Consider the following 26,277-nt stretch of genomic DNA (forward strand, 5'->3'; position numbering starts at 1 on the left):
AAAATTAACTTAGACTGTTTATATCTTAGCCGTATTCACAATCGAATATGGCCAAAACAAAATCAGTTTTTTATTGTCAGTCCTGTGGAGCAGAGTCAGCCAAATGGGTAGGGAAATGTCCAGCTTGTGGGGAGTGGAACACTTATGTAGAGGAGGTGGTCTCAAAATCTCCTTCGGGAGGCGTGGATTTTACTTCAGAAAAATCTAAACCTATAAATATCAATGAAGCAGGCCAAGATACGCCTAAAGAAAGATTACCAACTGGAATGTCAGAATTGGATCGTGTTTTAGGTGGAGGTATCGTTGATGGTTCATTGGTTTTAGTTGGTGGTGAGCCAGGTATTGGAAAATCAACCATCATGCTACAAATGGCGATAAAGTTGCCAAACAAGACCCTTTATGTCTCTGGTGAGGAAAGTGCGCACCAGATAAAAATGCGAGCGGAACGAATTGGCACTACCTCTGAAAATTGTTTTTTGTTTGCTGAAACAAGTTTATCAGAAGTGCTCAGACAAGCAGAAAGTTTGATGCCAGATATCCTGATTATTGATTCCATTCAAACCTTGCATTCTGATAGAATAGAAGCAGCAATAGGTTCTATATCTCAAGTGAAAGAATGCACGGGTCAGTTGATGAAGTTTGCAAAGCAAAAAGGGGTTCCTGTGTTCCTAATCGGGCATGTAAACAAAGATGGGGCAATAGCGGGACCTAAGGTTTTGGAACACATGGTAGATACTGTACTTCAGTTTGAAGGAGATCGACATTTATCATATCGAATTTTAAGAACCATTAAAAACAGATTCGGTTCTACTTCAGAACTTGGGATGTTTGAGATGAATGCAAATGGTTTACGAGAAGTTACAAATCCATCTGAGATTCTAATCTCTCCAAGAGAACCAGGACTGAGCGGAATTGCATTGGGTGCGACTTTGGAAGGAAACAGACCATTGATCTTGGAAACGCAAGCGTTAGTGAGCCCCACCAGTTATGGAAACCCACAACGAAGTACGACGGGGTATGATTACAAAAGGCTTACCATGCTGTTGGCTGTAATGGAAAAGCGATTGGGTATTCGATTGAGTACGCAAGATGTTTTCCTAAACATAGCCGGAGGATTGAAGGTACAAGATACAGCACTGGATTTAGCGATATGTTCGGCTATATTTTCATCTTTCGAAGATGCCCCAATCGGAGAAGAGGTGTGCTTTGCTGCTGAAGTGGGCTTAGGAGGTGAGATAAGGCCTGTTAATCGAATCGAAAACAGAATCAATGAAGCTGAAAAGCTGGGATTCAAAGAAATTTATATTTCGAAACATAATTTAAAGGCCAAAGACCTTAATCAGTTTAAAATAAAAGTCAATTCTTTTGCTAAACTTAGCGACACATTTAGACAACTTTTCTAAGTGACAGCTTCAAAAAAATCATCCATACTTTGCATGTTTTCTGGCGGTATTGATTCCACAGGAGTGTTGCATAAACTCATGACGGATAGTGAATACTTAGAGCATCCGTTGATTGTTCAACATATTCACATTTTTAATCGTGAGAATCGCGCCTTGGCAGAAGCCTCCGCTGTTAAAAAGATTCTGAAATACTATAAAGAACATTCAGACAGAGAGTTTTTGGTTACGGAAAGTATCTTTAATACTACAGGCTTTGCGCCCTTACAAGCCAATAGGTTTCCATTTGATATGGATGTGTGTGCATTTATGGGAGCTAATATTTGTGCTGCTAGAAAAGACATTGGGCGTGTTGCAATGGGTCGTACCAAAACTGATGTTGACTCTGGTGGAGATAATTTTATGTTGCGGATGAAAAGAGCTCAATCAATATTTAAAAGTGTTTTAGCCCTCGAAAAAGATCGCCTACCTGAGTATATCTTCCCCGTTGTTGATTTTGAGAAAAAGGAAATATGGGATTTTCTACCTAAGGAAGTCAGAGAAAATACTTGGTGGTGTAGACGTCCTATTTATCAAAAGGGTAAAGAGCCAAAACCCTGTGGCAACTGTCATACATGTAAAGAGGTAAATGAGCTCATTTTATGAGCAGCTATGAAGAAATATTCAATGAAAGAGGAAAGTCCTATCACATGGCCATGGAGAAATACCCAAATGCCAGAGATCAGGAATTTAAAGCAACTGTTGATCATTTAGATATCAAGAATGGAATGACTCTGCTAGATATTCCTGCTGGGGGAGGCTATCTGAGTAGATTTCTAACTAACATCAATTACCTGGCATATGATTTTTCAGGGGAATTTGAAGATGGTCATCACGATATTAGAAAGTGCAAAGAGTCAAAAATTGATCTTAAAACTAACTCAGTGGATTGGGTCGTTAGTCTAGCTGCCCTGCACCATATTACAGAGAGATCATCATTTTATTTAGAAATGAATCGTGTCCTTAAAAATAAAGGGCAAATGATCATTGCCGATGTGAATGAAGGAACAGCAATTGCTGATTTTCTAAATGGTTTTGTTGATGAATGGAATAGCATGGGCCATCGAGGGAAATTCATTTGCGATAACGACCAGGATGAAATAATAAATTCAGGATTTCAAGTTGAAAAAAAGAAGGAAGAATACCTCTGGACATTTGAAGATTTGGATTCAGCCAAGGATTTTTTCAGGCTTCTTTTCAGACTCGATTTGCAACCACCGGACGACCTTTTGGAAAAGGCAGTCATTGATTTGGGTGTGGTTGAGAAAGAGGGATTATTAGGTATTAAATGGGGTTTAAGCTACTTATTATGTAGTAAGTCTTAAGCTATTGTTCATCAGTATTTTTCTTACCTGTTCGCCCATTAAGACTCTTTTTGTCCACACTCGTGTCACGTTGGGTACGCTTGTTTTTAAGCTCTCTTCGCTTCTGACGTTTGATGATGGAATAAATCCCATCTCTTTTTTTGGTTTTTACCTTTTTCCCTAAGAATACGTTTGTATCAAGTCCTTTTGCACCTGCAATAGGACCTCTTGAAAGTCCACTTTCGGGTTGCGTTGAAGCTCTTCTTCCTATGACAAAACTCATACCAAACCTAAAGTCAAAAGCCTTTGCATCAGGCACTGAGAAATTCACCACTTGGTCTGCTGCCAAATACATTTGTACAGGACCGCCTCTTGCAGTCAGCGCTGCACCTATGTTAAAAAACTGCTGAGGTAATTTAGTGGCACTAGCAGATGCAGTAAAAGCCCTACCAAACTTATAGGTAACTCCACCCCCATACAGCATTTTAATCTGTCTTTGTACAAGCCTTGAACCACCAGTCACGTAGAAATCAATCTTAGGACTGTAATGATATATCCAACTTCCTTGTGCTGTAACAGGGAGCCAGCTTCTGTACGGATTAGAATTTTCAGTGGGTTCGAATTTATCAAACAATGAGTCTTCCAGTGTTTGGGTAATATTGTCTAAATCTGCAAGATCTACCCCGCTGTAGATAAAAGTGGTATCATTTAAACTTCGGTTCTCAATATCCTCTTTCCAATTAATAAATCCTATGTCTACTATGGATCCGGTTAAAGTGTAATATCTATTTAGTTTATAAGTACCACCGATATCAAAAGCTACCCCCTTGTTTCCATTGAAAATTAAGTGAGATCCAAGGTCTCCCTCATCTCCAGAGTAGATGTCTTTACCAGAGGATCTTAGCGTAGCATTTTTCCAGTTAGCGTCTACTTGGAAAGCCTCTCCATTCGATGTGATTTGAGCCTTAAAATTCCCAGGTGTGCTGACATTCGCAAAGCCAATTAAAAATTTACCCCTCACACCAAAAGTAAACTGATCATTCACTGGAGCCGCCAATCCTAAACCAAACTCCCTAAAATGAGTTCCTACAGATCCAGCATTTGAAATTTTCACTTTTTGATTTAGGAAATTAGTATTGCCTTTAAAGACATAGTCTACAAGCTCTTCAGAATAAACAAAATCAAAATCTACCCGCTCATTAATGGTTAAGCTTAAAAGAGGGCCAGCATCAAGCCTATATCCAATATGCAAAAGGTTGATATTCGCTTTGACACTGAGTGTGTTTTGACGCTGCAGGTTACTAAGAATTTTATCAACATCTACCTCTATTCTATCTGCTTCTTTAGTAAACACTTCATTATAACTCACCTTGTTGTTTACATGTAAGTGAACACCCGAGAGCACCGGTAATCCAATAAATAACTTTCCCTCCGGAATAAGCGAAGGGTTTATTAAATTATTCTGAAATGTGGCATTACCTAAATGCTGGAATGAAACACTTGTTTGTGCATTTACTAGGCATGCTAAGGTCAGGAGCAATATGGTGATTGAGAATTTTCTCATCTAAAGGTCCAGGTTCAGTTTTCCACCAATACCTACTTTAAGCGTAAGTTGATAATCTGCCAGAATTTTGACATAGATTTCTCTTGATGTTTGACTAACAGGTGTATTAAGCGTTAATGTAATTAAGATATGTGAACCTGCGGATAATGCTTCAACGCCTTCAGGAGATAGAGGTATATCTGCGGTGACGCCATTTGGGTCAGTAACTTCTCCATTAACATTAATGAATGGAGCAACCATAACAACATTGTCAGTAATGGTGAAAAGTGTAGCACTATCAGCGTCCTGAATTTCTAAATTAACTAAAGCAGAGAATGGTAATCCATTTATGGTGACTACTCGTACAAAAGCTGAATCAACATTTTTAAGATCAATACCACCATCTAAATCAAAATAGCCTGTTTCTTGCATGTTTTCTAACTGTATCTCCATTGGGATATTCATGCCTACATATGCAGTGATCTGGCTGGTTGGTTGGAGATAATTTAATTGGCTTGGGTCTGAGGCGTTAGATATTCCGGACACGTCAAAATTCAGTCTTGCTGGAGATGAACCGAAAAGTTTGATAATATTCGAATTAGATCGATTAACTTCTATCGTGGTTTGCGCAGTTTCTCCTTCAGTATTTGGTCCAGGAGAGTTAACATCTGAGCCTTGAATTGTAGGAGGATTGTTTACTACATCTCCACTCAAATTAACCACGTTCCCACCATTCCCATCATCTCCACTAATTCCTGAAAGATCTAACGCCACTGGCACACCAAATGAATTTCTAAAATCAAAGGTCATTGTAGGGTTACCAAACGTAATTCCCTCTCTCTCTGCCTCGCTGAAGAATTCAATATCAATTGATTGATTTCCTACCTGAATAGAGTCTTGACCAAACCTTCCATAAATAAGATTGAACGTCTGGTTTCCAAATGTGATTGTGAACGTAACCTGTTCATTGCCGATTAGGTTGTCGGTAGCTGCAAGGTCAACGGTTCCATCAAAAATCACTGAAAATGTATTGCTCGCACCTCCGGTTAATTTCGTTTTATGATTGACTAATGATTGTGTCTGTGTATCATTCCCCGGCCCATTTATTGTGCCATTTATAACAATTGCATTATTTGTGTTGATATTAGAAGTATTTGCAATGGTATAAGAATAATTAAGAGTACCGGATAATTGTGATGTTGTTTCAATGGTCAGGTCACCTGTTTGATAAAACAATGAATCAATTTGCTCACCACCTACGGGATTATAGGCCAAATCGAATGACTCGAACAAAGTCTCTTGCCTCGGTGTACCTGCAGGACTTGCTGGAGCTGTTAAAACTCCATTCTGAACGATATCATCGATTTGAATGAAATCATTTGGTGCATTATATACGATTGTATCAAAATATTGGAGAGTGATTAGCGAAGTACTGTCCTCCATAAAATCAGTGGAGTCAGTCTGCTTTACAAGCAAATCACGCATGATATAAGTAGTTTCACCCAAAGGAAAACTAAACACACCAGTGATAGGTTGCATCTTGACATTGTCGAAATCTAAGTCTCCAACATTGCACCCTGCAATCAATGATGCGGAGACAACTATTAACACAAATTTTTTCACCGCTGACAAATTGATCTAAAATTAAGCTTTAATTAATAATAATCTCATTTTTTCGATTAAACCCTAATATACCCTGTATACCACCAGTATGTAATAGGACTATTCTAAGATTTTTTTCAAATTTATCGGTTTTAATCATATCCCAAACGCCAAAAAAGGTCTTTCCTGTATAAATCGGGTCTAATTGGATGTTGAAGTTTTCTTTAAACCAATTGATAAAGTCGATTAATTCTGCATTTGTCTTAGCATACCCACCAAAATGATAGTCTTCAAGAATTGAATAGTTGGTGTTCTTGATCACTTCTGATTTAACTAAATTTTTGATTTCCTTGTAGATAAAACTGCCTTTTAGGCAACTTACCCCTATTATTTTTTGATTTACTGCTGATTTAATCAGCCCGACCATTGTCCCGCCAGTACCAATTGGAGTGACCATCACATCAAAAGGTACAGGAATTTCATCAAGTATTTCTGAACAACCCCTGATTGCATACTCATTTGTACCACCTTCAGGTAAATAATAATGGTTTGGATAAGAATCGATCAATGAAGTTGGATGGTCTCTTAGATTCTTGTATTCCTCTCTTGATACAAATTGAAGTTGCATTCCGTCAGCATGTGCCTTTTGTAGGGTTGGATTGCTGTCAACTTTTAATTCATCTCCTCTTATAATTCCAATGGATTTAATGCCATATTCTTTAGCTGCTGCTGCAGTAGCAGCGATGTGATTACTAAAAGCACCCCCCATTGTTATCAATGAGTCCTTACTTTCTTCCTTCATCTTGAGGAGGTTATACTTTAGTTTCCTCCACTTGTTACCCATTATTTCCGGATGAATTAAATCATCTCGTTTAACATATAGGCGAATCTTCTTTTTCTCTAAAAGGGCGTGATTGAGTTCCTCTGTTGGTGTTGGAAGGTTTACCATCGCTTAAATTTACACCTATGACAGATGAACCAAATGAAATTGAAGGAGACTTATATGAGCATCATCACATAGTAGTGGATGCAGGTCAAGAGCTTCTCCGGATAGATAAGTTCTTGATGGATCGACTGCCAAATGTTACCAGAAATAAAGTACAAGCCGGAATTAAAGATGGGTTTGTAAAAGTTAATGGGTTTGATGTAAAGCCAAATTATAAAGTTCATCCCGGAGATGAAATTTCCGTTATGCTTCCAGAGCCTCCAAGAGATGAAGAGTTGGTTCCAGAGGATATTCCACTGGATATTGTATTTGAAGATCAATATTTATTGATTGTGAATAAACCTGCCGGAATGGTGGTACATCCAGCTTACCAAAATTGGTCTGGGACGTTGGTAAATGCACTTGCATATCATTTTAAAAACCTGCCTGAGATGAAAGGGAATGACGGAAGACCGGGCTTAGTGCATCGAATAGACAAGGATACTTCAGGCCTTTTAGTGATTGCCAAAACTGAACAGGCAATGAACGGGCTAGCTAAACAGTTTTTTGATCATAGCATAGAAAGAACGTATTATGCATTGGTTTGGGGAGTTCCTGAAGTAACACAGGGAACTATTGATGTAAATGTTGGACGGAGCTTAAAGGACAGACGGATTACAGCTGCGTTTCCTGAAGCAGATTTTGGTCGCCATGCGGTCACACACTATGAGCTTATTGAAGATTTAAGATATGTTTCATTGATTAAGTGCAATCTTGAAACTGGGAGGACACATCAAATACGGGCCCACATGAAGTATCTTGGACATCCCCTTTTTAATGATGAGACTTACGGAGGTTCAGAGATAGTAAAAGGGACGGTATTTACTAAATACAAACAGTTCGTTCAAAACTGCTTTAAGATAATTCCGCGGCAAGCACTTCATGCTAAAACATTGGGTTTTATCCATCCCATTACAAAAGAAAACGTGTTTGTGGATTCTGACTTACCCGAAGATTTTGCATCTGTTTTGGATAAGTGGAAAAACTACATTGATCATACAGACTAAAAAAAGGCCTTCAAAAAAATTGAAGGCCTTTAACTGATTACATTTTCTTAGCGGCTTTCTTTAATTCTTTCAATGGATTGTCATGTTCCTTGTCTAATCCTAGAATTACAAGCTTTATATTTCGATACTGTGCATTGAGTTTAAAGTCATTCAAAATCTCCAGGATATCCGGGTGAATGAAGTGAGACCTGGAAGCATCAATAGTGATTTCAGAGTCATCAGGAAGGTGAGAGACTGTTTCTATGATACTCGCCTTATTCAGGAAGGTTAGATTTTCTGACAGTTCCAATCTAAGCTTGGTAGTTCCATTACTTTCAAGCGTTTCTACTACATAAGGTTTTCTGAAATTATTATAAAGTATCTGGAAGATACCCACGACTAAACCGAGCAAAATTCCAATCAGAAGATCTGTAAAAATGATTCCTAAAATGGTTACCATAAATGGCACAAACTCAGATTTTCCTGCAGCATACATCTGTTTAAATAAAGATGGCTTTGCTAGTTTATATCCAACCACGATTAGGATAGCCGCAAGGCTAGATAAAGGAATCAGGTTAAGAACCTGTGGAATAGCGATTACTGATATGAGTAGTAAGACACCATGCATGATTGCTGATATCTTTGATTTACCACCCGATTGGATATTCGCTGAACTTCTAACAATTACCTGAGTAACTGGAAGTCCACCAACCATACCAGAACAGATATTACCAACGCCCTGTGCTAAAAGTTCTCTATTGGTAGGTGTGATTCTCTTCTGTGGGTCTAACTTATCAGTTGCTTCCACACACAACAAAGTTTCCAATGACCCAACCACCGCGATGGTAGCACCTAAGATTAGCACATCTTTTCTAATCATTGCAGTAGGATCAAAGAACGTAAACTGATTAATAAAATCAGAAAATGATCCAGCTACAGGAAGACTCACCATGTGTGATTGATCAATGTATAATGAAGAGCCAGAGAACAATTGATTAATAACTATACCGGCTGTTACAACCACCAAAGGACCCTGAATAACCTGAAATATTTTAATACGTTTCATAAACGGTCTTTCCCAAAGGATGAGAATAACCATTGAGATGACGAAAATTACAAGTGCTCCCTCCTGAATGTAATTCATCATGTTTACAAGTTCTGAAAAGGTATTCTCTCCATCAGGCTGGAAGAATTCCAAATCACCTTCCGGATCGGCATCATATCCCATTGCATGCGGGATTTGTTTAAGGAAAATAATGATACCAATGGCCGAAAGCATTCCTTTGATTACAGACGAAGGAAAATAGTATCCTATAATACCAGCTTTACTTATTCCAAGTAGAATTTGAATGATACCACTTACTACAACAGCAGCAAGAAATATTGGAAATGCTTCAAGTTCCTGGATGGCAGAAAGGACAATTACTGCGAGACCAGCAGCAGGGCCACTTACACCAAGAGATGAACCACTAATTAGTCCAACAATAATTCCACCAACGATACCGGCAATAACACCTGAGAATAAAGGCGCACCTGATGCCAGTGCAATACCTAAGCAAAGAGGTACGGCAACCAAGAAGACAACCACACTGGCAGAAAGGTCGTATTTAAAATTTTTGAATATACTGGTTTTATGAGAATCCATATGATTTAATTAAGTCGATTGAGTAAATAGTAAAATGAAAATACTCAGATCAACTCGGGAGGTGGGGTGATAAAATCAATGGAAGGCGATATCCAATTTGAATCATGATTGCTTGCTACTTTTTTCCCTTGAGAATTGTAGTAATCATGAAATTTTGATGAATCTAAATTGTGAGTTGTTTTTTCTTTCTCTTTTTCGTTGCTCTCTTCATGTTCAGTCTCTGAATCAATCTCAATAGAAATAGCATCCGCCAACTGCAATGGCAAACTCACCTCTGCAAGCATGGCAGCAGAGAGAATAAATGCGAAAAACTGTATAAAAAGGCTATTTCTCATGGGTCAGGTTAGAACCTCCAACTTCTATTAATGTTTTTGTTATTGGCAAAAACACTTACGCAAACCTAGTGATGTAGGTTTTTCAATGAAAATTTTTCTCATTTTTATGATGACTGTGTTCTAAAGTCGATTATTTGATCGAGGTATTCACGATTGTTGGCTAACCTCGGCACTTTATGCTGCCCTCCAAGTTTGCCTCTGGATTTCATCCAATTATAAAAGGTATGCTGTGGAACAACGTGGACGGTCGGTTGTTGTAAGGCAATATCTTTATAACGTTTAGCATCGTAATCAGAATTTACTTCGCGTAATTTTTCATCTAACAATTTAGTGAAGCGCTCAACGTCATCAGGTGATTTTGTAAACTCAATAATCCATTCATGCCCCCCTTTCTGACCTTCATCAAGGTATAAGGGACCTGCCGTGAAATTATCAATTGTGGCATTTGTACGTTTGCAGGCTTCAGCGATTGCCACTTCCGCATTATCTATTATTAACTCTTCTCCAAAGGCGTTTATAAAATGCTTTGTTCGTCCGGAAATCTTGATTCTAAAAGGATTGATACTTGTGAAAGTAACCGTATCTCCAATACGATATCTCCAAAGACCGGCATTGGTGGTAATTATAATGGCATAATTCTTTCCTACCTCTACTTCATCAAGTGTAAGAGTTCGAGGGTTTTCATTGTCCAGCTCACTGAAAGGGACGAATTCATAAAAAATGCCATAGTCAAGCATCAAAAGCATGTCTTTACTATCCGTTTGATCTTGAATTCCGAAAAATCCTTCTGATGCGTTGTATGTTTCCATGTATCGCATCTTTGAGGATGGGATCAATTTTTTAAAAAGCTCTTCATATGGTGTAAATGAAACCGCACCGTGAAAAAAGACTTCCAAGTTTGGCCAGACCTCTAATAGATTATTCACTTTATTCCTTTCCAGAATTTTCTCAATGAGAATGATCATCCAGGTAGGAACACCTGAAATGTTTGTGACATTTTCATTGGAGGTGATTTCCACCATCCGATCTATTTTATCTTCCCACTCGTCCATAAGTGCGATATCCAGGCTGGGTGTTCGCACCATTTGGGCCCACCATGGAAGGTTTTTTAATAAAACCGCAGATACATCACCGTAATACGAGTTGGAATTTTCATCAAACTGATTGATTTGATGACTTCCACCAATAACCAGTCCTTTACCCGCAAACATTTTTGCATCAGGGTAATTATTGAAGTAGATACTTAGCAGGTCTTTGCCTCCTTTATAATGACAATCATCCAGCGCTTCGGGAGAGACGGGGATAAACTTACTGCGGGCATTAGTAGTACCGGAAGATTTTGCAAACCATCTAATTTCAGAAGGCCAAAGTAAGTTTTGTTCACCTTTCATCAATCGCTCGATGTAAGGATAAAGCTCTTCATAGTTTACGATTGGTACTTTGTTCTTGAAGTGCTCATAATTTTCAATCGTCCCAAATCCATATTTTTTTCCGTATTCGGTTTTTGATGACTTTTTGACCAAATCCTCAAGCAGCTCGTTTTGCACTTCATGAGGATATTTCATAAATAGCTCAATTTGATGAATACGCTTCTTCATCACCCAGGACAATATCGAATTGAGCAGCTCCATGTACCTAAATTATTAAATCTTCCTTTTTAACTCAAAATGTTTACCGAGGTAAACTTTCCGTACCTGTTCATCATTGGCAAGCTCTTCGGCTGTCCCAGCTTTGAGTAGCCTTCCTTCAAACATCAGATAGGCTCGATCTGTGATGGAGAGTGTCTCATTGACATTATGATCTGTTATAAGGATACCAATATTCTTATTTTTCAACTGAGCAACGATGGTCTGAATTTCTTCTACTGCAATGGGATCTACACCTGCGAATGGCTCATCCAATAGAACGAAGTTTGGATCTACGGCCAATGCTCTTGCAATCTCCGTTCTTCTTCGTTCCCCTCCAGAGAGCACTTGGCCAAGGTTCTTTCGAACATGAGTCAAACTAAATTCTTCAAGCAAACTTTCACATTTTTCTTTTTGCTCCTGCTTACTTTTTCCAGTCATCTCGAGAACTGCAAGTATGTTGTCTTCCACACTTAATTTTCTAAATACCGAAGCTTCTTGAGCAAGATATCCAATGCCTTTTTTGGCTCTTCTGTACATGGGTAATTCGGTTATATCTTCCTGATCCAGATAGATATGCCCTTCATTTGGTTTTATCAAACCTACAATCATGTAGAAAGAGGTTGTTTTCCCTGCACCATTTGGTCCGAGTAGACCAACGATTTCTCCCGTTTTCACTGAAACGGAAATGTCATTTACGACCTTTCTTTTTTTGTATTTCTTAACGAGATGTTCTGCACGTAATTCCATAAACGAGCTGCAAGTTATGCATCAAATTTTACATCCTTGAGATTCAAAATCAGCGACTTGTTTCCCAGGTAATTATTTTCCTCCAAATGATAGGCAATATGAAAGGGCTCACCGATTTTCAGATTGGCAATTTTATCTGCCATATTGAATCCAATAAACTCAAAAAGCTTCGTGCTGTTTTCAGCATGTACGAATCCTTTGATGTGCTTATCCTTAATCACTTTCGGAGTTGTATCCACGTAAACATTTTTTGTGCCAAAGACGGGCGCCATGTTCTGAGGACCAAATGGCCCCATTTGATTCATGATGTTGTAAGTCTTGAAATTAATTGCTGATAAAGGGATTTCTGTGTCTATTTCAACTTTCGGGATTAATTGCTCAGGAAGAATTCGTTCGCCAACGACTTTTTCGAATCGGTCAATGAATTTTTCAACGTTATCTACCGGTAATGTTAGGCCCGCTGCATGTGTATGTCCACCAAATTGTTCCAGTAGATCAGAACATTCAGAGATGGCATCATGCACATCAAATCCATCAACTGATCGGGCAGATCCGGTAGCTTTTCCATTGGATTTCGTGAGGATGATGGTAGGCCTGTGGAAGTGTTCGATACATCTGGATGCTACAATCCCAATAACCCCTTTATGCCAATCCTCTTTAAACAAAACGGTGGATTTTCTATCTTCCTCAAAAGCAGAAATCATCTCCAGCGCTTCTGCAGTTATGGTCTGATCAAATTCTCTGCGTTCTTTATTTCTGTCATTAAGATTATCAGCGAATGTATCCGTTTGAGTCGAGTCTCCAATCAAAAGATTGACACTCTCTTTTGCATGAGTTAATCGTCCAGCGGCATTGATTCTGGGGCCTATTGAAAAGACAACATCTGAAATGGAGAACTCATTTTTCTTGCCTGAAATTTCGATGAGCGATTTCAAACCTGCAGATGGAGATTGATTTAATTTCTTAAGACCATAATATGCCAATATTCTATTCTCATCTACAATAGGTACAATATCACTGGCAATGCTTACCGCTACTAAATCAAGGAATTCAAAGAGCTTATCTTTCTCAATTGTATTTTGCTGGCAAAATCCTTGAAGCAATTTGAATCCAACCCCACATCCGGAAAGTTCCTTAAATGGGTACATACAATTTTTTTGTTTCGGATCAAGCAAGGCAAGGACATCTGGAAGCTCATCTCCTGGAAGGTGATGGTCACAAATGATTAAATCAACGCCTCCATCTTTAGCTTGCCTGGCCCGTTCAATTGCTCTAACTCCACAATCAAGCGCAATGATTAAATCAAACTTTTCATTTATTGCATAATCAATGCCTTTCTCGGAAATGCCATATCCTTCAGAATATCTGTCAGGGATATAGAATTCAAGATTATTGGTAAACTGCTTGAGAAACAGATAGATTAAACTAATGGAGGTAGTTCCATCCACATCATAGTCACCGTAAATCAGAACTTTTTCCTCATTGAAGACAGCCTCAGTTAACCGATTGACTGCTTTGTCCATATTCAGCATGAGGAAGGGGTCGTAAAGCCTGGAAAGTGAGGGTCGAAAAAATTCTTTTGCCTGATCGAACGTTTTGACCCCTCGCTGAGCAAGAATCTTGGCCAGATAAGCGTTGATGTTAATTTCTTTGCTCAACTGCTCAACAGTAGCAGCATCCGGATTTTCTTTATATACCCACCTTTTTTCCATATTTTAGAAGCTAGCAAATATCTGATTTAAATGACAAAAATATTTTAGCGTCGCACTAATCTTGAACAAGGATGAGAATTGCTCTGAATGAAATATGGAATTTTTTGAAGATGGTCAACAGTAAAGAGCAAGGTTGGTCCTATTCACTGTGCGCAGGCAAAGTGAAAGTAGATTCCATTACCACAGAGATGATGTTGGCACTCAAAGATGATGATTCATACGATACGGAGCTACTACCATCGTTATTTACGTTCAGGGAAATTTTGTGGCAACCGGATGTTTTCACGGAAGCTTCCATGAGCATTCCCTCAATAAGAATTTTACAAGCATTTTGTGAAGAAGCATGCGCTGAACTTGAAGAACAAAATAAACCGTCAAATCAGATTTACATTCCCTTAATTAAAGGCATTGGTAGTTGCTGTGCAAAAGCAACAAAGTCTCTGGAAAAAGAGAAAGCGGATGTAAAGAAAATTCTTGGGGATTTCAGAACCTGTGCTTTCCCGGTCATAAAATTTTTCATCTATCACCCCAAAAACAGACAAGACTACTATCAGGATGCCTTGAATAGACTCAACTATGCTGTAAAAATTATGCTGACTCAATTTTATGGTAGATATACTGAGCTTGAAGACCCTTATTGGAAAGTATCTTTTTCTAAATCCAAAGTGAAAAAGGATACTGAACAAAAGGAAAAGGAACAATAGTTTTGCAATTCCAGTTTAGCATCAAACATGAGCCCCAAAACTGAAAAAGAACTGCCTGACAAGCGAAGGTTTCTAATTAGAAATCTTCTCAGGGGATTCTTGTGGCTTGCCGTAATTGTTATTGCATTCATTTATGCAAGAAAAAATTATGACTTCTCCATGGAGACAGTCCTTGGTCCAGTATACGATCGGCCAACCATCGTTTACTTGATTTTTCTTGCCTCAGAAGTAATCTTCGGTATAATACCTCCTGAATTTTTCATGATCTGGTCATTGAGAGGAGAAGATCTGCTTCTTTACGTCAACAATATTATTGCACTATCAGCCATCTCATATGTGGCAGGTATAATTGGTTTTGGAATAGGAGCATATCTAAAAAACACTCGTTTTTATCGCATCATGAAAATTCGAGTGTTTGGCAAGTTTGAAAAGCACCTAAACAATTATGGTGGTTTTTTGGTCGTAGTAGCAGCGCTGACACCCTTGCCGTTCTCAGGAATTGCAATGTTGGTAGGATCAGTGCATTATTCATTTAAAAAATATCTTTGGTTTTCTCTCTTCCGATTTCTTAGGTTTCTGGCCTATGGAATAGTGATCTGGGAAGCCAATATTCTCTAATGTATCTATGAAGAAAAAGGGAGTATTGTTGGTCAATCTGGGCACACCTGATTCCACAAAAGTATCGGATGTTAGAAAATATTTGCGTGAGTTCCTGATGGACAAACGCGTCATCGATATCCCTGCCTTCCCTCGCTTTCTGTTGGTTCAGGGAATCATTGCCCCATTCAGATCGCCAAAATCTGCTGCAGAATACCGCAAGCTTTGGGATGAACGAGGTTCACCACTCAAGTACTATACAGAAGATATTACTGACTTACTAGCTAAGAAGCTGTCAGAAGAGTATTCAGTAAAGTTTGCAATGAGGTATCAAAATCCATCATTACAATCCGTTCTAAAAGAATTCCAAAAAGAGGAGGTAGCCAGTCTACATGTCATCCCTCTTTTCCCACAGTATGCATCAGCAACAACAGGTTCTGTGATAGATAGGGTGATGGAAATTACCAGCTCTTGGCAGATTATTCCTGAAATCAAATTCACCTCACAGTTTTTGGAGGAAGAACTCTTCATTGAAACAATTTGTGACCAGGGTAAGAAGTGGATGGACAAAGAGGACTATGATCATTACATCTTTAGTTACCATGGATTGCCGGAGCGACAAATTAGAAAAGGATCTTACGGAGATCATTGTCAGCTGGGGAAATGTTGCAGTACACTAAATGAACACAATCGTTACTGCTACAGGGCTCAATGTTTTGAAACCACACGATTAGTTGCGTCGAAGCTAGGGATCAAAGAAGAAGACTACACAGTTTGCTTCCAATCCCGATTAGGCAAAGACCCATGGGTGAAGCCTTATACCGAGGATACTTTGAAAGCCCTTGCCAAAGACGGAAAGAAAAAAGTGCTGGCATTTTCACCCGCATTTGTGTCTGACTGTCTTGAAACCACCATAGAAGTGGGTCAGGAGTACAAGGAACAATTCATTGAAGAAGGTGGCAAGAAATGGGATTTGGTTCCAAGCTTGAATGCAGAAGATAAATGGATTGAGTGTCTGAAGGGATTAGCAACGCAATAAACCTGTAAGTATTTAAAGCCGTAAGAAATGACCATGAAATTCTTGGTCATTTTATTTTCAATTTTGCTTCTCAATATCGATGCATCCGCACACCCTGCCTATGGCATTGTAGTCGATCAAGAACAAAACATTTACTTCACAGACATTCATCACAACGGAAGAGGATCAGTGTGGAAGCTTTATAAGAGTGGTGAATTAGAGCTCATATTAGGTGATTTTCACGCACACAACATTTCGATGGATGAATTTGGATTTCTCTACACAGCACATGGAGAGGGAACTCAGACCATGGTTCGTATTTCTGATAATGGGATTGACACCATTTATTCTAGCTTAGACCCTAAGAAGTTTTTTGGAGGCAATGCCACCTATAACAAAGGCCGAATCCTATTTGGGCTGGATCATTTTCTATGGAAGATTGACAATGGTAATAAGGTCAAAATGAGTGATCATTATTTTGAGTGGAATCAGTCCATATATGCAGCTCCTGATGGGAAGGTTTATGCTTCTGATAAAGCATTAAAACAAGGCAGTATCATTGAAATCGATGAGGAAGGTTGTAGTAAAATCATCGCATCAAATCTTATTACTAAGCTGAATCGTCCCATTGATAAGCACAATGATGTCATTCTTGGGGTCACCAAGGGATGTGATGGAGCCATTTATGGAACAGAAACGGCAGGTCAAAGAGTCTTCAAAATCAATGAGGATAGAAGTAATGAGACCTTTTATCGCCCATCAGATGGTTGGACACCTGTCGGTCTGGATTTCTTTTCAGGAGATGCGTATGTGCTGGAGTATGATTTGGATAATAATCGTGGACCGAGAATTACGAAAATTAAAGAAGACAGAACTCTGGAAATAGTATTTGAATACGAATAAATTTAAAAGAAGAAATGATCAATTAATGATGATCTTTTCTCTAAACAATCTCGATTCAGTCTGAATCATAACAAGATATATTCCAGGATCAACTCCGCCAATCTTAATTTTTTCTGACTCCCATGAATCAATGGTGCGGCCATTGATATCCATAAGCTCAGCTTTTTGTATTTCTTCTTTGTAATCAATGATGATTTCTGAAAATGCGTATGCTGGATTTGGGAAAATAATGGGTTCCGATTCCAGCTGACTAACATGTATTAGATCTTCTTGCAGAATAGTATCTCGTTTTGTTCCTTCAATTCCCACTAGTGTCACATCATAATATCCAGGCCTTGAATACGAAATACGGACCTCTTCACCTTCAAGAATGAATGGATGTCCACCAGGCAGTGACCAGTAATAAGTGTCGTAATTGCCACTCGCCTGAAGGAGGATTTCTTCACCAACCTTAATTAATAAGGTGTCTGTTAAAATGGCGAATGGAATTTCGGTGGTGCAGTCCTCAAGGTTTTCCTGAACAGCAGAACTGATGTTATTCAACAGAGAGTAAACATTTTCTCCGGGACACAAGGTTGAGCACCCATCCCTATGCCCAACAATTGTCTCAAGATTACCCAGTGAGTGATTATAGGTTTGAAATGGCTCTCTGCCTTGATTATATAATTGATACGTGAGTAACTCTTCCAGAGTGACGATACTAACAGATGATGGCGTTACAGTTTCGTAATTCCCCAAAAGGCAAACACCTAATGTTCCTGAGTTGGACCCACAAAAATGTGCACCCCGTACTTGATCTTGACTGCCACTCCCGGGATCTCTTCCTGCATATAGAGTGCCATCCTGAGCAATTAAATAATTGTATCCAATATCAGACCAACCATTCACCTGGGTATGATATAAGTAGATATCCCTGACCACCTGGGTATAATCTGTATTTGAATTGGATCCGGCCGAATGGTGCACCACATTGTGAAACACTTCATGAAAAGAACGAGTATAGTTTGGATCAGGTAAGCCATTTCTCCAAACGGATTGGGAAACTGATTCTGGAGACTCTTCACAAATTGACTGTTGATCACTTCGATATTGGTCTTGGGAAATTTCAGGAGCATTACCGCTGGTTATCAAATGAACGGAGAAGTTGTGATCGATTGGAACTTCTATGTTAACCTGCCTGACAGGTGTAGGTAACGAAATGAAGTAAGTTGGATTCTCCACATCTTCATCTTTAGGTATAAGGAGAGAGGGATTACCAACAACACTAAAGACTGCTTCCCGATCTGACTTGATAACTACAGCAGTGATTAAGTTTTCAGATGAAACAGCAATAACTGTATCCTCACTATGCCACTGATAACTGGATAAGTAGGAACTGCTTCTAATTTGATGTTGGCCTAAAGCATTACCAAACACTAAAAGAAGTATAATAAGGAGCTTGGTTCTCATCTAAAGCTTTAAACGTATCACAGAGAAAATCATTCTCCTAAAAAGGTGAATGGTTAATATTCTATAAGATCTTCGTCATTATCGAATTTAAATTCAAAATTTGAAGTCTTCTTTTCTACTCGTTGCATGTTCCAATGAACCACGATCCAAAGGGAACAAAAGATCACGATGATACTCATAATAAATAATGAACCACCGTCATCATTCACAATGAATCCAAGCTTGGTAAAGTGAAGAAAATTTGCAGCACTAATGATGCTTAGAGAAATAATGGAACCGATGATATAATAATTGGTAAGCAAGAAAATGGTTGCTACTGATTCAATAGAGGCAATTAAATACCGACCCCAGGGTTCCCATCCAATGCGCTCAAAAATCCAAACGCTTTCTTCGGCACCACTGAATTTAAATGGAAGTGTTTGTGCTAATATAATTGCCACAATCAACCTGGGAATAATGTGTGCCAGATCTTTGGTCTTAAATGCATGAAATATGGGTCTAATCTTCATTTGAAAACAAGTTCAACTATAGTTAAATGCAAACTATCATATTTAAAATTAACTGACTTTTTAATAAGAACATTTCAGCCCTAATTGGCATCTATAAGACAACTCTATGTATGATTTCTGCCAACCTGTCAGTTTTGTTTCTCTGGAACAGAATTTGATCGTTGAGCCTTGAACAAAAAAATTGTAATTAAACGATGGCAGAGAAAGGTACAATCTCAATACACACGGAAAACATCTTTCCAATCATAAAAAAATTCCTGTATTCCGATCATGAAATCTTTCTTCGTGAATTGGTTTCAAACGCAGTAGATGCAACCCAAAAAATAAAACAATTAGCATCTCTTGGCGAGTATGGTGGTGAACTGGGAGATCTCACTGTTGAAGTGTCATTCGATCAAAAGAAAAAGACCATTACCATTTCTGATAATGGGATCGGAATGACTGCTGATGAGATCAAGAAATACATCAACCAAATCGCATTTTCAGGTGCTACTGAGTTTGTAGAAAAATATAAAGACAAAGCAGACAATCAACAGATCATTGGACACTTTGGTCTTGGGTTCTACTCAGCTTTCATGGTTGCCAAGAAAGTAGAGATCAATACACTTTCACATCAGGAAGGAGCGGAAGCTGCAAAATGGATTTGTACTGGTGAAACGGATTTCGAAATCAAAAAAGGATCTCGAAAAACCCGAGGCACAGACATCATCCTTCACATAGCTGATGATTCGGAAGAATTCCTTGATGAACACAGGTTACAAGGTATTTTGGATAAATACTCCAAATTCTTACCTATCCCGATAAAGTTTGGGCAAAAGGATAAGCAGGTAGAAGATGGAAAGGATAAGGATGGGAATCCTAAATACAAAACTGAAAAGGTTGATAACATCATCAACGACACAGATCCTATTTGGACAAAATCTCCAAATGATCTAAAAGATCAGGATTACCTTGATTTTTATAAAACATTATATCCATTCAGTGAAGACCCACTATTCTGGATTCATTTAAATGTCGATTACCCATTCAATCTTACGGGAGTTCTATACTTCCCTAAATTGAAAAAGGATTTCGATCTTCAGAAGAATAAAATTCAGCTTTATTCACGTCAGGTATTTATCACTGATGAAGTGAAAGATATCGTGCCTGAGTTCTTACAGTTACTACACGGAGTGATTGATTCTCCAGACATTCCATTGAACGTATCAAGAAGCTACTTGCAGTCAGATTCTAATGTGAAGAAGATCAATGGCTACATCACTAAAAAGGTTGCTGATAAATTGGCAGAGCTTTTCAAAAATGACCGAAAGGGATATGAAGAGAAGTGGGAAGACATTGGCGTATTTGTAAAGTACGGAATGATCTCTGAGGAGAAATTTGATGAGAAAGTGAAGGACTTTGCTTTGGTGAAAAATGTTGAAGGCAAGCACTTCACCATCGAAGAGTATAAGAAACACATTGAGGCAAATCAGACCAACAAGGATAAAAATGTGGTAGCCTTATACACGACCAACAAAGAAAAGCAACACGGCTACATTGAAACTGCTCAGAAGAGAAGTTACGATGTGATTGAACTTACAGGCCCAATTGATCCACACTTTATCAATCATTTGGAGCAGAAAAACGAGAAGTTCCAGCTTCAGCGTGTGGATGCAGACGTTATTGATAAGTTGATTGACAAGGACGAAAAGAAAGAATCCGTTCTTTCTGAAAAAGAGCAGGAGACAATCAAAGAAATCTTTGAGAAGGCGATTAACAATAAGAACAATAGCGTTGCAATTCAGCCAATGGCAACCGATGATCTTCCTGTGACAATTACATTGCCTGAATTCATGAGAAGAATGAAAGACATGCAGGCAACTGGTGGCGGCCCAATGATGTTTGGTGATATGCCAGTAACCTTATCTGTTGCAGTCAATGCCAATCACGCCATGACTAAGAAAATTCTTGAGGCGGACTCTGATGAATCAAAGCAGATGTTAGCTAAGCAGGCGTATGATTTAGCTCTACTTGCTCAGGGGATGTTAGAAGGTAAAGATTTAACAGACTTTGTCAATCGAAGCGTAGAATTGAGCTTGGCTTAGTCATTTTGAGCTAAGAGATTACTTTTATTGAATGAAAGAACCCGTCATGCATAAGATGTGACGGGTTTTTTATTTGTCCATTTCAATCAAGTCTTTTTCACTAATCCGAGGGTGGATGACCAATGCAATCTCATCGCCTATTAGACTATCCATCGCTCCAAAATCAAGCCCTATTTCTTTTCTGCTGATGGTGATTGTCTTGGATACAAACCTTTCATTTTTCTGCTCAAGTGCAGATTTTAATGTCACGGGTATTCCACGAATTTCAATTTCGACATCCATTTGAAATACACGCTTATCCCTATTTATGATAGCTTTAAAAGGGACTGTTGGATACTCTTCTACATTGAGATATTGTTCAGTCAAAATGGTTTCATCGCGACTAGAGTTTCCTGTTTGGATGCTGCTTGCATCGACTTCTCCTGTTGCGATCCACTGATTGTCGGACACTCGATTTATTTGAACATTAATCTCTTTAAAACTCCCCTCAACTGTCAAAACACCCATGTGGCTAATTTCAAATGTCACATGGGCATTTCTTACTTCTTGATAAGGGACAATGAGATAAATCAGATAGACGAATAGCATGTTAATTCAATGGTCTATTCAGCAATACCAAGGATAGCAAAACTAATTTTTACATCATTGGATACAATATCACGACCATTGGGTAATTGCATGGTTTTTCCAACACCATAATCTGTACGATTGATAACCAGGCTTCCGGTAATACCTATTGATTGCTTTCTGGTCGGAAGATCAACATCCGGTCCGTAAATGGTTACCGGAACTTCAATTTCTTTCTTTGTGCCATGAAGTTCAAGCGTACCTTTCGCCATGTGACCATCTGCAGATTTTTCAAGTGAATTCAATTCGAATTTTATTTCTGGATAATTAGATACATCCAGAAATACTGGACTTTTAATGGCAGCGTCCCCGTCAATATTATTCGCTGAATAGCTATTTGTTTGAATGGTCAAACTCGCCTTGGTTTCCTCAACATTTGCTGAATCAAAGGCAATACTTCCTGATAGTTGGGTGAATCTGCCTACTACGGGAACTACGCCAAATCGCATCACTTCGGTTTGAACAGAAGTATGACCAGCGTCCACAATATATTTCTGACTTTGACCAACCGATAAATGCGCAGTTAAAACAATGGCGATGACAGGGATGAGTTTTTGAATAAGATTTTTCATAGTCTTTTTTAGACCAAGAATACTTTCTTATCCTTCAGCATTCGACAATTCCAATCGGGATTGCCAAACTCAACCCATCTTTTTTAGAAACTGAGAAGGTGTCTGCCCCTCAAATCGCTTGAATGCATTAACAAAAGAGGTTTTGTTGTTAAAACCAGATTTGTGAGCAATGTGGAGGAGCGTATATTGATTTTCGTGTTTAATTTTTTCTTTAGCCTCTTTTACTCGGTAGCTATTTATTAGATCAAAGAAGGTTGTTTGCATGTGCTGATTTAGTATCTCTGACAATTGATGATTTGAAATATCCAGTTTGTCAGCCAAATCTTTAAGCCTTAGACCATTCCTTAAGTATAATTTCTCTTCTTGAATGAGCTTTTTGAGTTGATCGGTGTAACTCACAGCTTCAGCCTGTTTTAATCCACTTTTTTGATATTTAGAGGAGACATCTGGTTGCTGGAATCTTACACCAAATAGCTTATAAGAAATAGCATAAAATAAAAGGGAGGAAGGGATTACATAAAGATAATCCATGTGACGCCTGTAAATTTCTGTGAAGAAAAGTAGGATCAAGAAAACGGTAGCTAAAAGCAAGATGAAAAGCATACCGACCCAAAGTATTTTGAGCCATTTTAATCGATCATAATCGATATCAGCAAATTGATCATGTAAATTCAATTGATAGTTATGGATTAGATTCCTCCCCTTTAAAAGGAAATAAGCCAGATATAGAAACTGTCCAATGAATATGAATGAATAAACATATTGCCAGGTATTGATTTCATCGGGTCTGCTATCGAACGGCGTGAGCATCCCATAGTGGACTTGCCTGAAAGTCAGAAAGTCGTCCAGTACAATAGGGATAATTAAAGTGAAAATGAAAAAGGGGAGTAAGTAGCTATACTCCTTTCTCGAAATATTTTCACCAATCAGTGTCTTAAGATAAAAGTAAAATATGGGTCCGATTAATAACCATGATCCATGGCGAGTACCATAAAAGACATTTAAGCCAATATTGAACGGCCAGCGAATGGAAAGGAACTCCAGCTGTAACCAAAAGAGACCCAGAAGTAAAAAGAGTAACCATTTTCCTTCAGGTCGCTTATGCTGTTTCTTCATTAATAGGAGGTTGATAACAAAAAAGCTATGCGCTAAGCTGACAATAATGACGATGGTCCAAAGGTCTATCGAGGAGGGCATAGAGTTTAAATTAGTCAAAAGAAACAATACATAGACCAAAATGGGCTGCATTTGAAACCACCCATCAAACCATTCTTTTTTCTCCCTGTTCTATTTCTTACATTAGACGTCCTAAAAATCTAAGATATGAAGAAGCTCCTAACCTTAATTTTAATAACATTTACTTTTTTGTCCTTCGGACAAGTGGATATGGCCTATTATCTCCCAGAGGGTCAATCTTATAATCCTGATATTCCAACACCAAAAGATGTGCTTGGCTATCATCCGGGAGAATGGCATGTGAGCCATGATCAACTACTCTACTATATGCGGGAAGTTTCAGCCGCTTCTGACAGGATGATTATGCAAGAAATAGGCCGAACGTACGAAGGCAGGCCTTTGATTCACATTACAATTTCCAACCCTGTAAATCTTGCGAACCTTGATCAAATTAAAGCAGATCATAAGAAATTGACGGATCCTTCTTCCTCGGGCACACTCAATACAGACGAGATGCCAATTGTCATGTGGCTTGGCTATTCAGTACATGGTAATGAAGCAAGTGGATCTAATGCCTCTCTATTGACAGCTTATCATCTGGCGGCAGCCATTGGTCCTGAGATTGATGAATTGCTTGAAAATTCGATTATCATTCTTGATCCTTCCTTCAATCCTGATGGACTGCATCGATTTTCTACCTGGGTAAATACGCATCGATCACACGTGATCAATCCGGACCCTAATGACAGAGAATACAGTGAAGCATGGCCCGGAGGAAGAACCAATCATTATTGGTTTGATTTAAACAGGGATTGGCTTCCACTTCAGCACCCTGAATCTCGTGGCAGAATAGCTAGATTTCACGAATGGAAACCAAATATTCTGACAGATCACCACGAAATGGGTACCAATTCTACCTTCTTTTTTCAACCAGGCATTCCGGCCAGAAAATTTCCATGGACGCCAGATAAAAATGTGGAATTAACTCATAAGATGGCAAAGTTCCATGCGGAATATCTGGATAACATTGGATCACTTTACTACAGCGAGGAGAGCTTCGATGATTTCTATATTGGTAAAGGGTCCACTTACCCGGATGTGAATGGAAGTGTTGGAATTCTCTTTGAGCAGGCAAGCTCCAGGGGTCATGCTCAGGAAAATGATTTTGGCATTCTTACATTTCCAATGGGAGTAAGGAATCACTTTACAGCCTCTTTATCTACTCTGGCGTCAGGGATTGCGCACAGGAAAGAATTTTTAGATTATCAACGAGAGTTCTATCAGGGAGCTTCCAATCTAGCCGCCAATGATGCAGTAAAAGCGTATGTCTTTGGCTCAGCAAAGGATCCTTACAGAAATTATGAGCTTGCTAAAATGTTGATTCAGCACGAAATTGATGTTTACACATTGAGCAGAGACCTAAGTAAGAATGGAAAGTCATTTAAAAAAGACAATGCATTTGTTGTTCCAATGAATCAGGAGCAATACCGATTGGTTAAAGCAATTTTTGAAACCAGAACTACTTTTAATGATAGTCTCTTTTATGATGTTTCAACATGGACCATGCCGTTGGCATTTAACCTGCCATATGCTGAGCTGAATAGTAAAGATGTTGGTTCCATAAATATGGGAGATGCAGTTGAAAGTGTTGATTTGCCCACTGGAGAGCTAGTAGGTGGAAAAGGAGCCTATGCCTATGCCATTGAGCCTCACGGTTATCTCTCTTTTAAAGCAATTAATAGATTATTAAGTAAAAAAGTAGTTGTTCAAATTCTTAATGAGAGGCATAATGATGGGTCAAGAACATTTCCTCGAGGGACAATGCTTATCCCTGTTGGGGTTCAGGAAAACAAAAGAACGCTAATTGAGCAAACAATTGATCAAATAGTGAAAGAAGATGCTGTGAACGTTTATGCACTGAAAACAGGACTTGCACAATCTGGAGTGGACTTGGGGAGCAGGAGTAACTCTACGATGAAGGAACCAAGAATCGCAGTTTTGGTAGAGGGGGGAGTAAGTAGCTATGAAGCTGGTGAAGTATGGCACCTATTAGATCAGCGATACAAAATGAAAGTCACATTACTACCGGTGGATAGATTGAGCCGAGATTTGTCTCGCTATAATAGAATCGTTATTCCAAACATGTGGGGGGGACCGAATGAATCTCAAAAGAAGAATTTGAAAGAGTGGATTTCTCAGGGAGGTGTAGTTATTGCCTGGAAAAATGGAGGAAAATGGCTTTCTGATTCTGAAATTACCGGAGTAAAATATGCTAATGGGGATGATGAAGATGAAGAAAAAGAAGAGCCTTTCAAAAGCTATGAAAACCTGGATGAAGAGCGCGGTGCTCAGGTAACGGGTGGATCTATCTTTGAAGCAAAAGTAGATTTGACTCACCCACTTGCTTATGGAATGGAGAGTGATCGAATGGCGTTATTTAGAAATCACAATCTGGTGATGGAGAAGTCAAAGAATGCCTACGCTAATCCATTTGTATATTCAGAGAGCCCTCTATTATCCGGTTATGTGTCGGAAGAGAATTTAGATAAGTTTAAAAACTCACCTGCAGTTACAGTTTCTAATGTAGGTAGAGGAAAAGTGATTACTTTGGCAGATAATCCAAACTTCAGAGCATTCTGGTATGGTACCAATAAAATCTTTATGAATGCGTTGTTTTTTGGAGACGCCATTAGTCGTGGTGCGGGTGAATAA

At 38.7% G+C, this 26,277-nt stretch carries 23 protein-coding genes; 10 read left to right on the forward strand and 13 right to left on the reverse strand.

Annotated elements, in window-relative coordinates; all coding sequences use genetic code 11:
• Positions 1 to 47 precede the first annotated feature (47 nt).
• From radA to ACOMC3_RS18645, 3 genes are read left to right on the forward strand one after another with little or no spacing between them, the layout of a single operon-like run.
• Complete coding sequence (gene radA / locus ACOMC3_RS18635) at positions 48 to 1,403, forward strand: DNA repair protein RadA (protein ID WP_420317403.1); 1,356 nt, start codon at positions 48 to 50, stop codon at positions 1,401 to 1,403.
• Complete coding sequence (locus ACOMC3_RS18640) at positions 1,404 to 2,045, forward strand: 7-cyano-7-deazaguanine synthase (protein ID WP_420317404.1); 642 nt, start codon at positions 1,404 to 1,406, stop codon at positions 2,043 to 2,045. It begins immediately after the preceding gene.
• On the forward strand, positions 2,042 to 2,764 hold the full coding sequence (locus tag ACOMC3_RS18645; protein WP_420317405.1) for a class I SAM-dependent methyltransferase: 723 nt from the start codon (positions 2,042 to 2,044) through the stop codon (positions 2,762 to 2,764). The genes ACOMC3_RS18640 and ACOMC3_RS18645 overlap by 4 nt, the downstream gene beginning before the upstream one ends.
• Before the next feature lies 1 nt (position 2,765).
• On the opposite strand, the gene ACOMC3_RS18650 is transcribed toward ACOMC3_RS18645, so the two are convergent.
• The 3 genes from ACOMC3_RS18650 to ACOMC3_RS18660 are packed head-to-tail and all read right to left on the reverse strand — an operon-like array spanning position 2,766 to position 6,837.
• Positions 2,766 to 4,307 (reverse strand): DUF5723 family protein, encoded by a 1,542-nt coding sequence (locus tag ACOMC3_RS18650; RefSeq protein ID WP_420317406.1) that lies wholly within the window; start codon positions 4,305 to 4,307, stop codon positions 2,766 to 2,768.
• The gene (locus ACOMC3_RS18655) at positions 4,308 to 5,909 is read right to left on the reverse strand and encodes a hypothetical protein (RefSeq protein WP_420317407.1); all 1,602 of its coding nucleotides are present in this window, start codon (positions 5,907 to 5,909) and stop codon (positions 4,308 to 4,310) included.
• Between the two features lie 28 nt (positions 5,910 to 5,937).
• The gene (locus tag ACOMC3_RS18660) at positions 5,938 to 6,837 is read right to left on the reverse strand and encodes a 1-aminocyclopropane-1-carboxylate deaminase/D-cysteine desulfhydrase (RefSeq protein WP_420317408.1); all 900 of its coding nucleotides are present in this window, start codon (positions 6,835 to 6,837) and stop codon (positions 5,938 to 5,940) included.
• Between the two features lie 17 nt (positions 6,838 to 6,854).
• On the opposite strand from ACOMC3_RS18660, the gene ACOMC3_RS18665 reads away from it, so the two are divergent.
• Positions 6,855 to 7,880, forward strand: coding sequence for an RluA family pseudouridine synthase (locus tag ACOMC3_RS18665; RefSeq protein WP_420317409.1), 1,026 nt, complete (start codon positions 6,855 to 6,857; stop codon positions 7,878 to 7,880).
• A 37-nt stretch (positions 7,881 to 7,917) separates the two neighbouring features.
• On the opposite strand, the gene ACOMC3_RS18670 is transcribed toward ACOMC3_RS18665, so the two are convergent.
• The 5 genes from ACOMC3_RS18670 to recJ all read right to left on the reverse strand — a co-directional run bounded on the left by ACOMC3_RS18670 (position 7,918) and on the right by recJ (position 13,926).
• Positions 7,918 to 9,504: a SulP family inorganic anion transporter gene (locus ACOMC3_RS18670; RefSeq protein WP_420317410.1), complete on the reverse strand. Its 1,587-nt coding sequence runs from the start codon at positions 9,502 to 9,504 to the stop codon at positions 7,918 to 7,920.
• Positions 9,505 to 9,548: 44 nt separating this feature from the next.
• Entirely contained in the window at positions 9,549 to 9,839 is a 291-nt protein-coding gene (locus ACOMC3_RS18675; protein ID WP_420317411.1) for a hypothetical protein, read from the reverse strand.
• Between the two features lie 104 nt (positions 9,840 to 9,943).
• On the reverse strand, positions 9,944 to 11,470 hold the full coding sequence (locus ACOMC3_RS18680) for a GH3 auxin-responsive promoter family protein (protein WP_420317412.1): 1,527 nt from the start codon (positions 11,468 to 11,470) through the stop codon (positions 9,944 to 9,946).
• Between the two features lie 12 nt (positions 11,471 to 11,482).
• Positions 11,483 to 12,214 (reverse strand): LPS export ABC transporter ATP-binding protein, encoded by a 732-nt coding sequence (lptB, locus tag ACOMC3_RS18685; protein ID WP_420317413.1) that lies wholly within the window; start codon positions 12,212 to 12,214, stop codon positions 11,483 to 11,485.
• 14 nt (positions 12,215 to 12,228) lie between these two features.
• Positions 12,229 to 13,926, reverse strand: coding sequence for a single-stranded-DNA-specific exonuclease RecJ (gene recJ, locus ACOMC3_RS18690; RefSeq protein WP_420317414.1), 1,698 nt, complete (start codon positions 13,924 to 13,926; stop codon positions 12,229 to 12,231).
• A gap of 71 nt (positions 13,927 to 13,997) precedes the next feature.
• Between recJ and ACOMC3_RS18695 the strand changes: the two genes are divergently transcribed.
• The 4 genes from ACOMC3_RS18695 to ACOMC3_RS18710 are packed head-to-tail and all read left to right on the forward strand — an operon-like array spanning position 13,998 to position 17,148.
• On the forward strand, positions 13,998 to 14,630 hold the full coding sequence (locus tag ACOMC3_RS18695; protein ID WP_420317415.1) for a hypothetical protein: 633 nt from the start codon (positions 13,998 to 14,000) through the stop codon (positions 14,628 to 14,630).
• Positions 14,631 to 14,657: 27 nt separating this feature from the next.
• The gene (locus tag ACOMC3_RS18700; RefSeq protein WP_420317416.1) at positions 14,658 to 15,248 is read left to right on the forward strand and encodes a VTT domain-containing protein; all 591 of its coding nucleotides are present in this window, start codon (positions 14,658 to 14,660) and stop codon (positions 15,246 to 15,248) included.
• Positions 15,249 to 15,255: 7 nt separating this feature from the next.
• Positions 15,256 to 16,266, forward strand: a complete 1,011-nt coding sequence (hemH, locus tag ACOMC3_RS18705) for a ferrochelatase (protein WP_420317417.1) — start codon at positions 15,256 to 15,258, stop codon at positions 16,264 to 16,266.
• Positions 16,267 to 16,293: 27 nt separating this feature from the next.
• The gene (locus ACOMC3_RS18710; RefSeq protein WP_420317418.1) at positions 16,294 to 17,148 is read left to right on the forward strand and encodes a hypothetical protein; all 855 of its coding nucleotides are present in this window, start codon (positions 16,294 to 16,296) and stop codon (positions 17,146 to 17,148) included.
• An 18-nt stretch (positions 17,149 to 17,166) separates the two neighbouring features.
• Here the strand turns inward: ACOMC3_RS18710 and ACOMC3_RS18715 are convergent, their stop codons facing one another.
• Entirely contained in the window at positions 17,167 to 18,597 is a 1,431-nt protein-coding gene (locus ACOMC3_RS18715) for an N-acetylmuramoyl-L-alanine amidase (RefSeq protein WP_420317419.1), read from the reverse strand.
• Positions 18,598 to 18,650: 53 nt separating this feature from the next.
• On the reverse strand, positions 18,651 to 19,106 hold the full coding sequence (locus tag ACOMC3_RS18720; RefSeq protein ID WP_420317420.1) for a DoxX family protein: 456 nt from the start codon (positions 19,104 to 19,106) through the stop codon (positions 18,651 to 18,653).
• Positions 19,107 to 19,300: 194 nt separating this feature from the next.
• On the opposite strand from ACOMC3_RS18720, the gene htpG reads away from it, so the two are divergent.
• Complete coding sequence (htpG, locus tag ACOMC3_RS18725; protein WP_420317421.1) at positions 19,301 to 21,190, forward strand: molecular chaperone HtpG; 1,890 nt, start codon at positions 19,301 to 19,303, stop codon at positions 21,188 to 21,190.
• Between the two features lie 69 nt (positions 21,191 to 21,259).
• Here the strand turns inward: htpG and ACOMC3_RS18730 are convergent, their stop codons facing one another.
• From ACOMC3_RS18730 to ACOMC3_RS18740, 3 genes are all read right to left on the reverse strand, one after another.
• The gene (locus ACOMC3_RS18730; protein WP_420317422.1) at positions 21,260 to 21,778 is read right to left on the reverse strand and encodes a YceI family protein; all 519 of its coding nucleotides are present in this window, start codon (positions 21,776 to 21,778) and stop codon (positions 21,260 to 21,262) included.
• 14 nt (positions 21,779 to 21,792) lie between these two features.
• The gene (locus ACOMC3_RS18735; protein ID WP_420317423.1) at positions 21,793 to 22,389 is read right to left on the reverse strand and encodes a YceI family protein; all 597 of its coding nucleotides are present in this window, start codon (positions 22,387 to 22,389) and stop codon (positions 21,793 to 21,795) included.
• Between the two features lie 69 nt (positions 22,390 to 22,458).
• Entirely contained in the window at positions 22,459 to 23,505 is a 1,047-nt protein-coding gene (locus ACOMC3_RS18740) for a helix-turn-helix domain-containing protein (RefSeq protein ID WP_420317424.1), read from the reverse strand.
• Positions 23,506 to 23,712: 207 nt separating this feature from the next.
• On the opposite strand from ACOMC3_RS18740, the gene ACOMC3_RS18745 reads away from it, so the two are divergent.
• Positions 23,713 to 26,277, forward strand: coding sequence for a M14 metallopeptidase family protein (locus ACOMC3_RS18745; protein ID WP_420317425.1), 2,565 nt, complete (start codon positions 23,713 to 23,715; stop codon positions 26,275 to 26,277).

The sequence above is a fragment of the Ekhidna sp. genome (genome assembly GCF_965212185.1).
In the GTDB taxonomy this organism is placed as follows: domain Bacteria; phylum Bacteroidota; class Bacteroidia; order Cytophagales; family Cyclobacteriaceae; genus Ekhidna.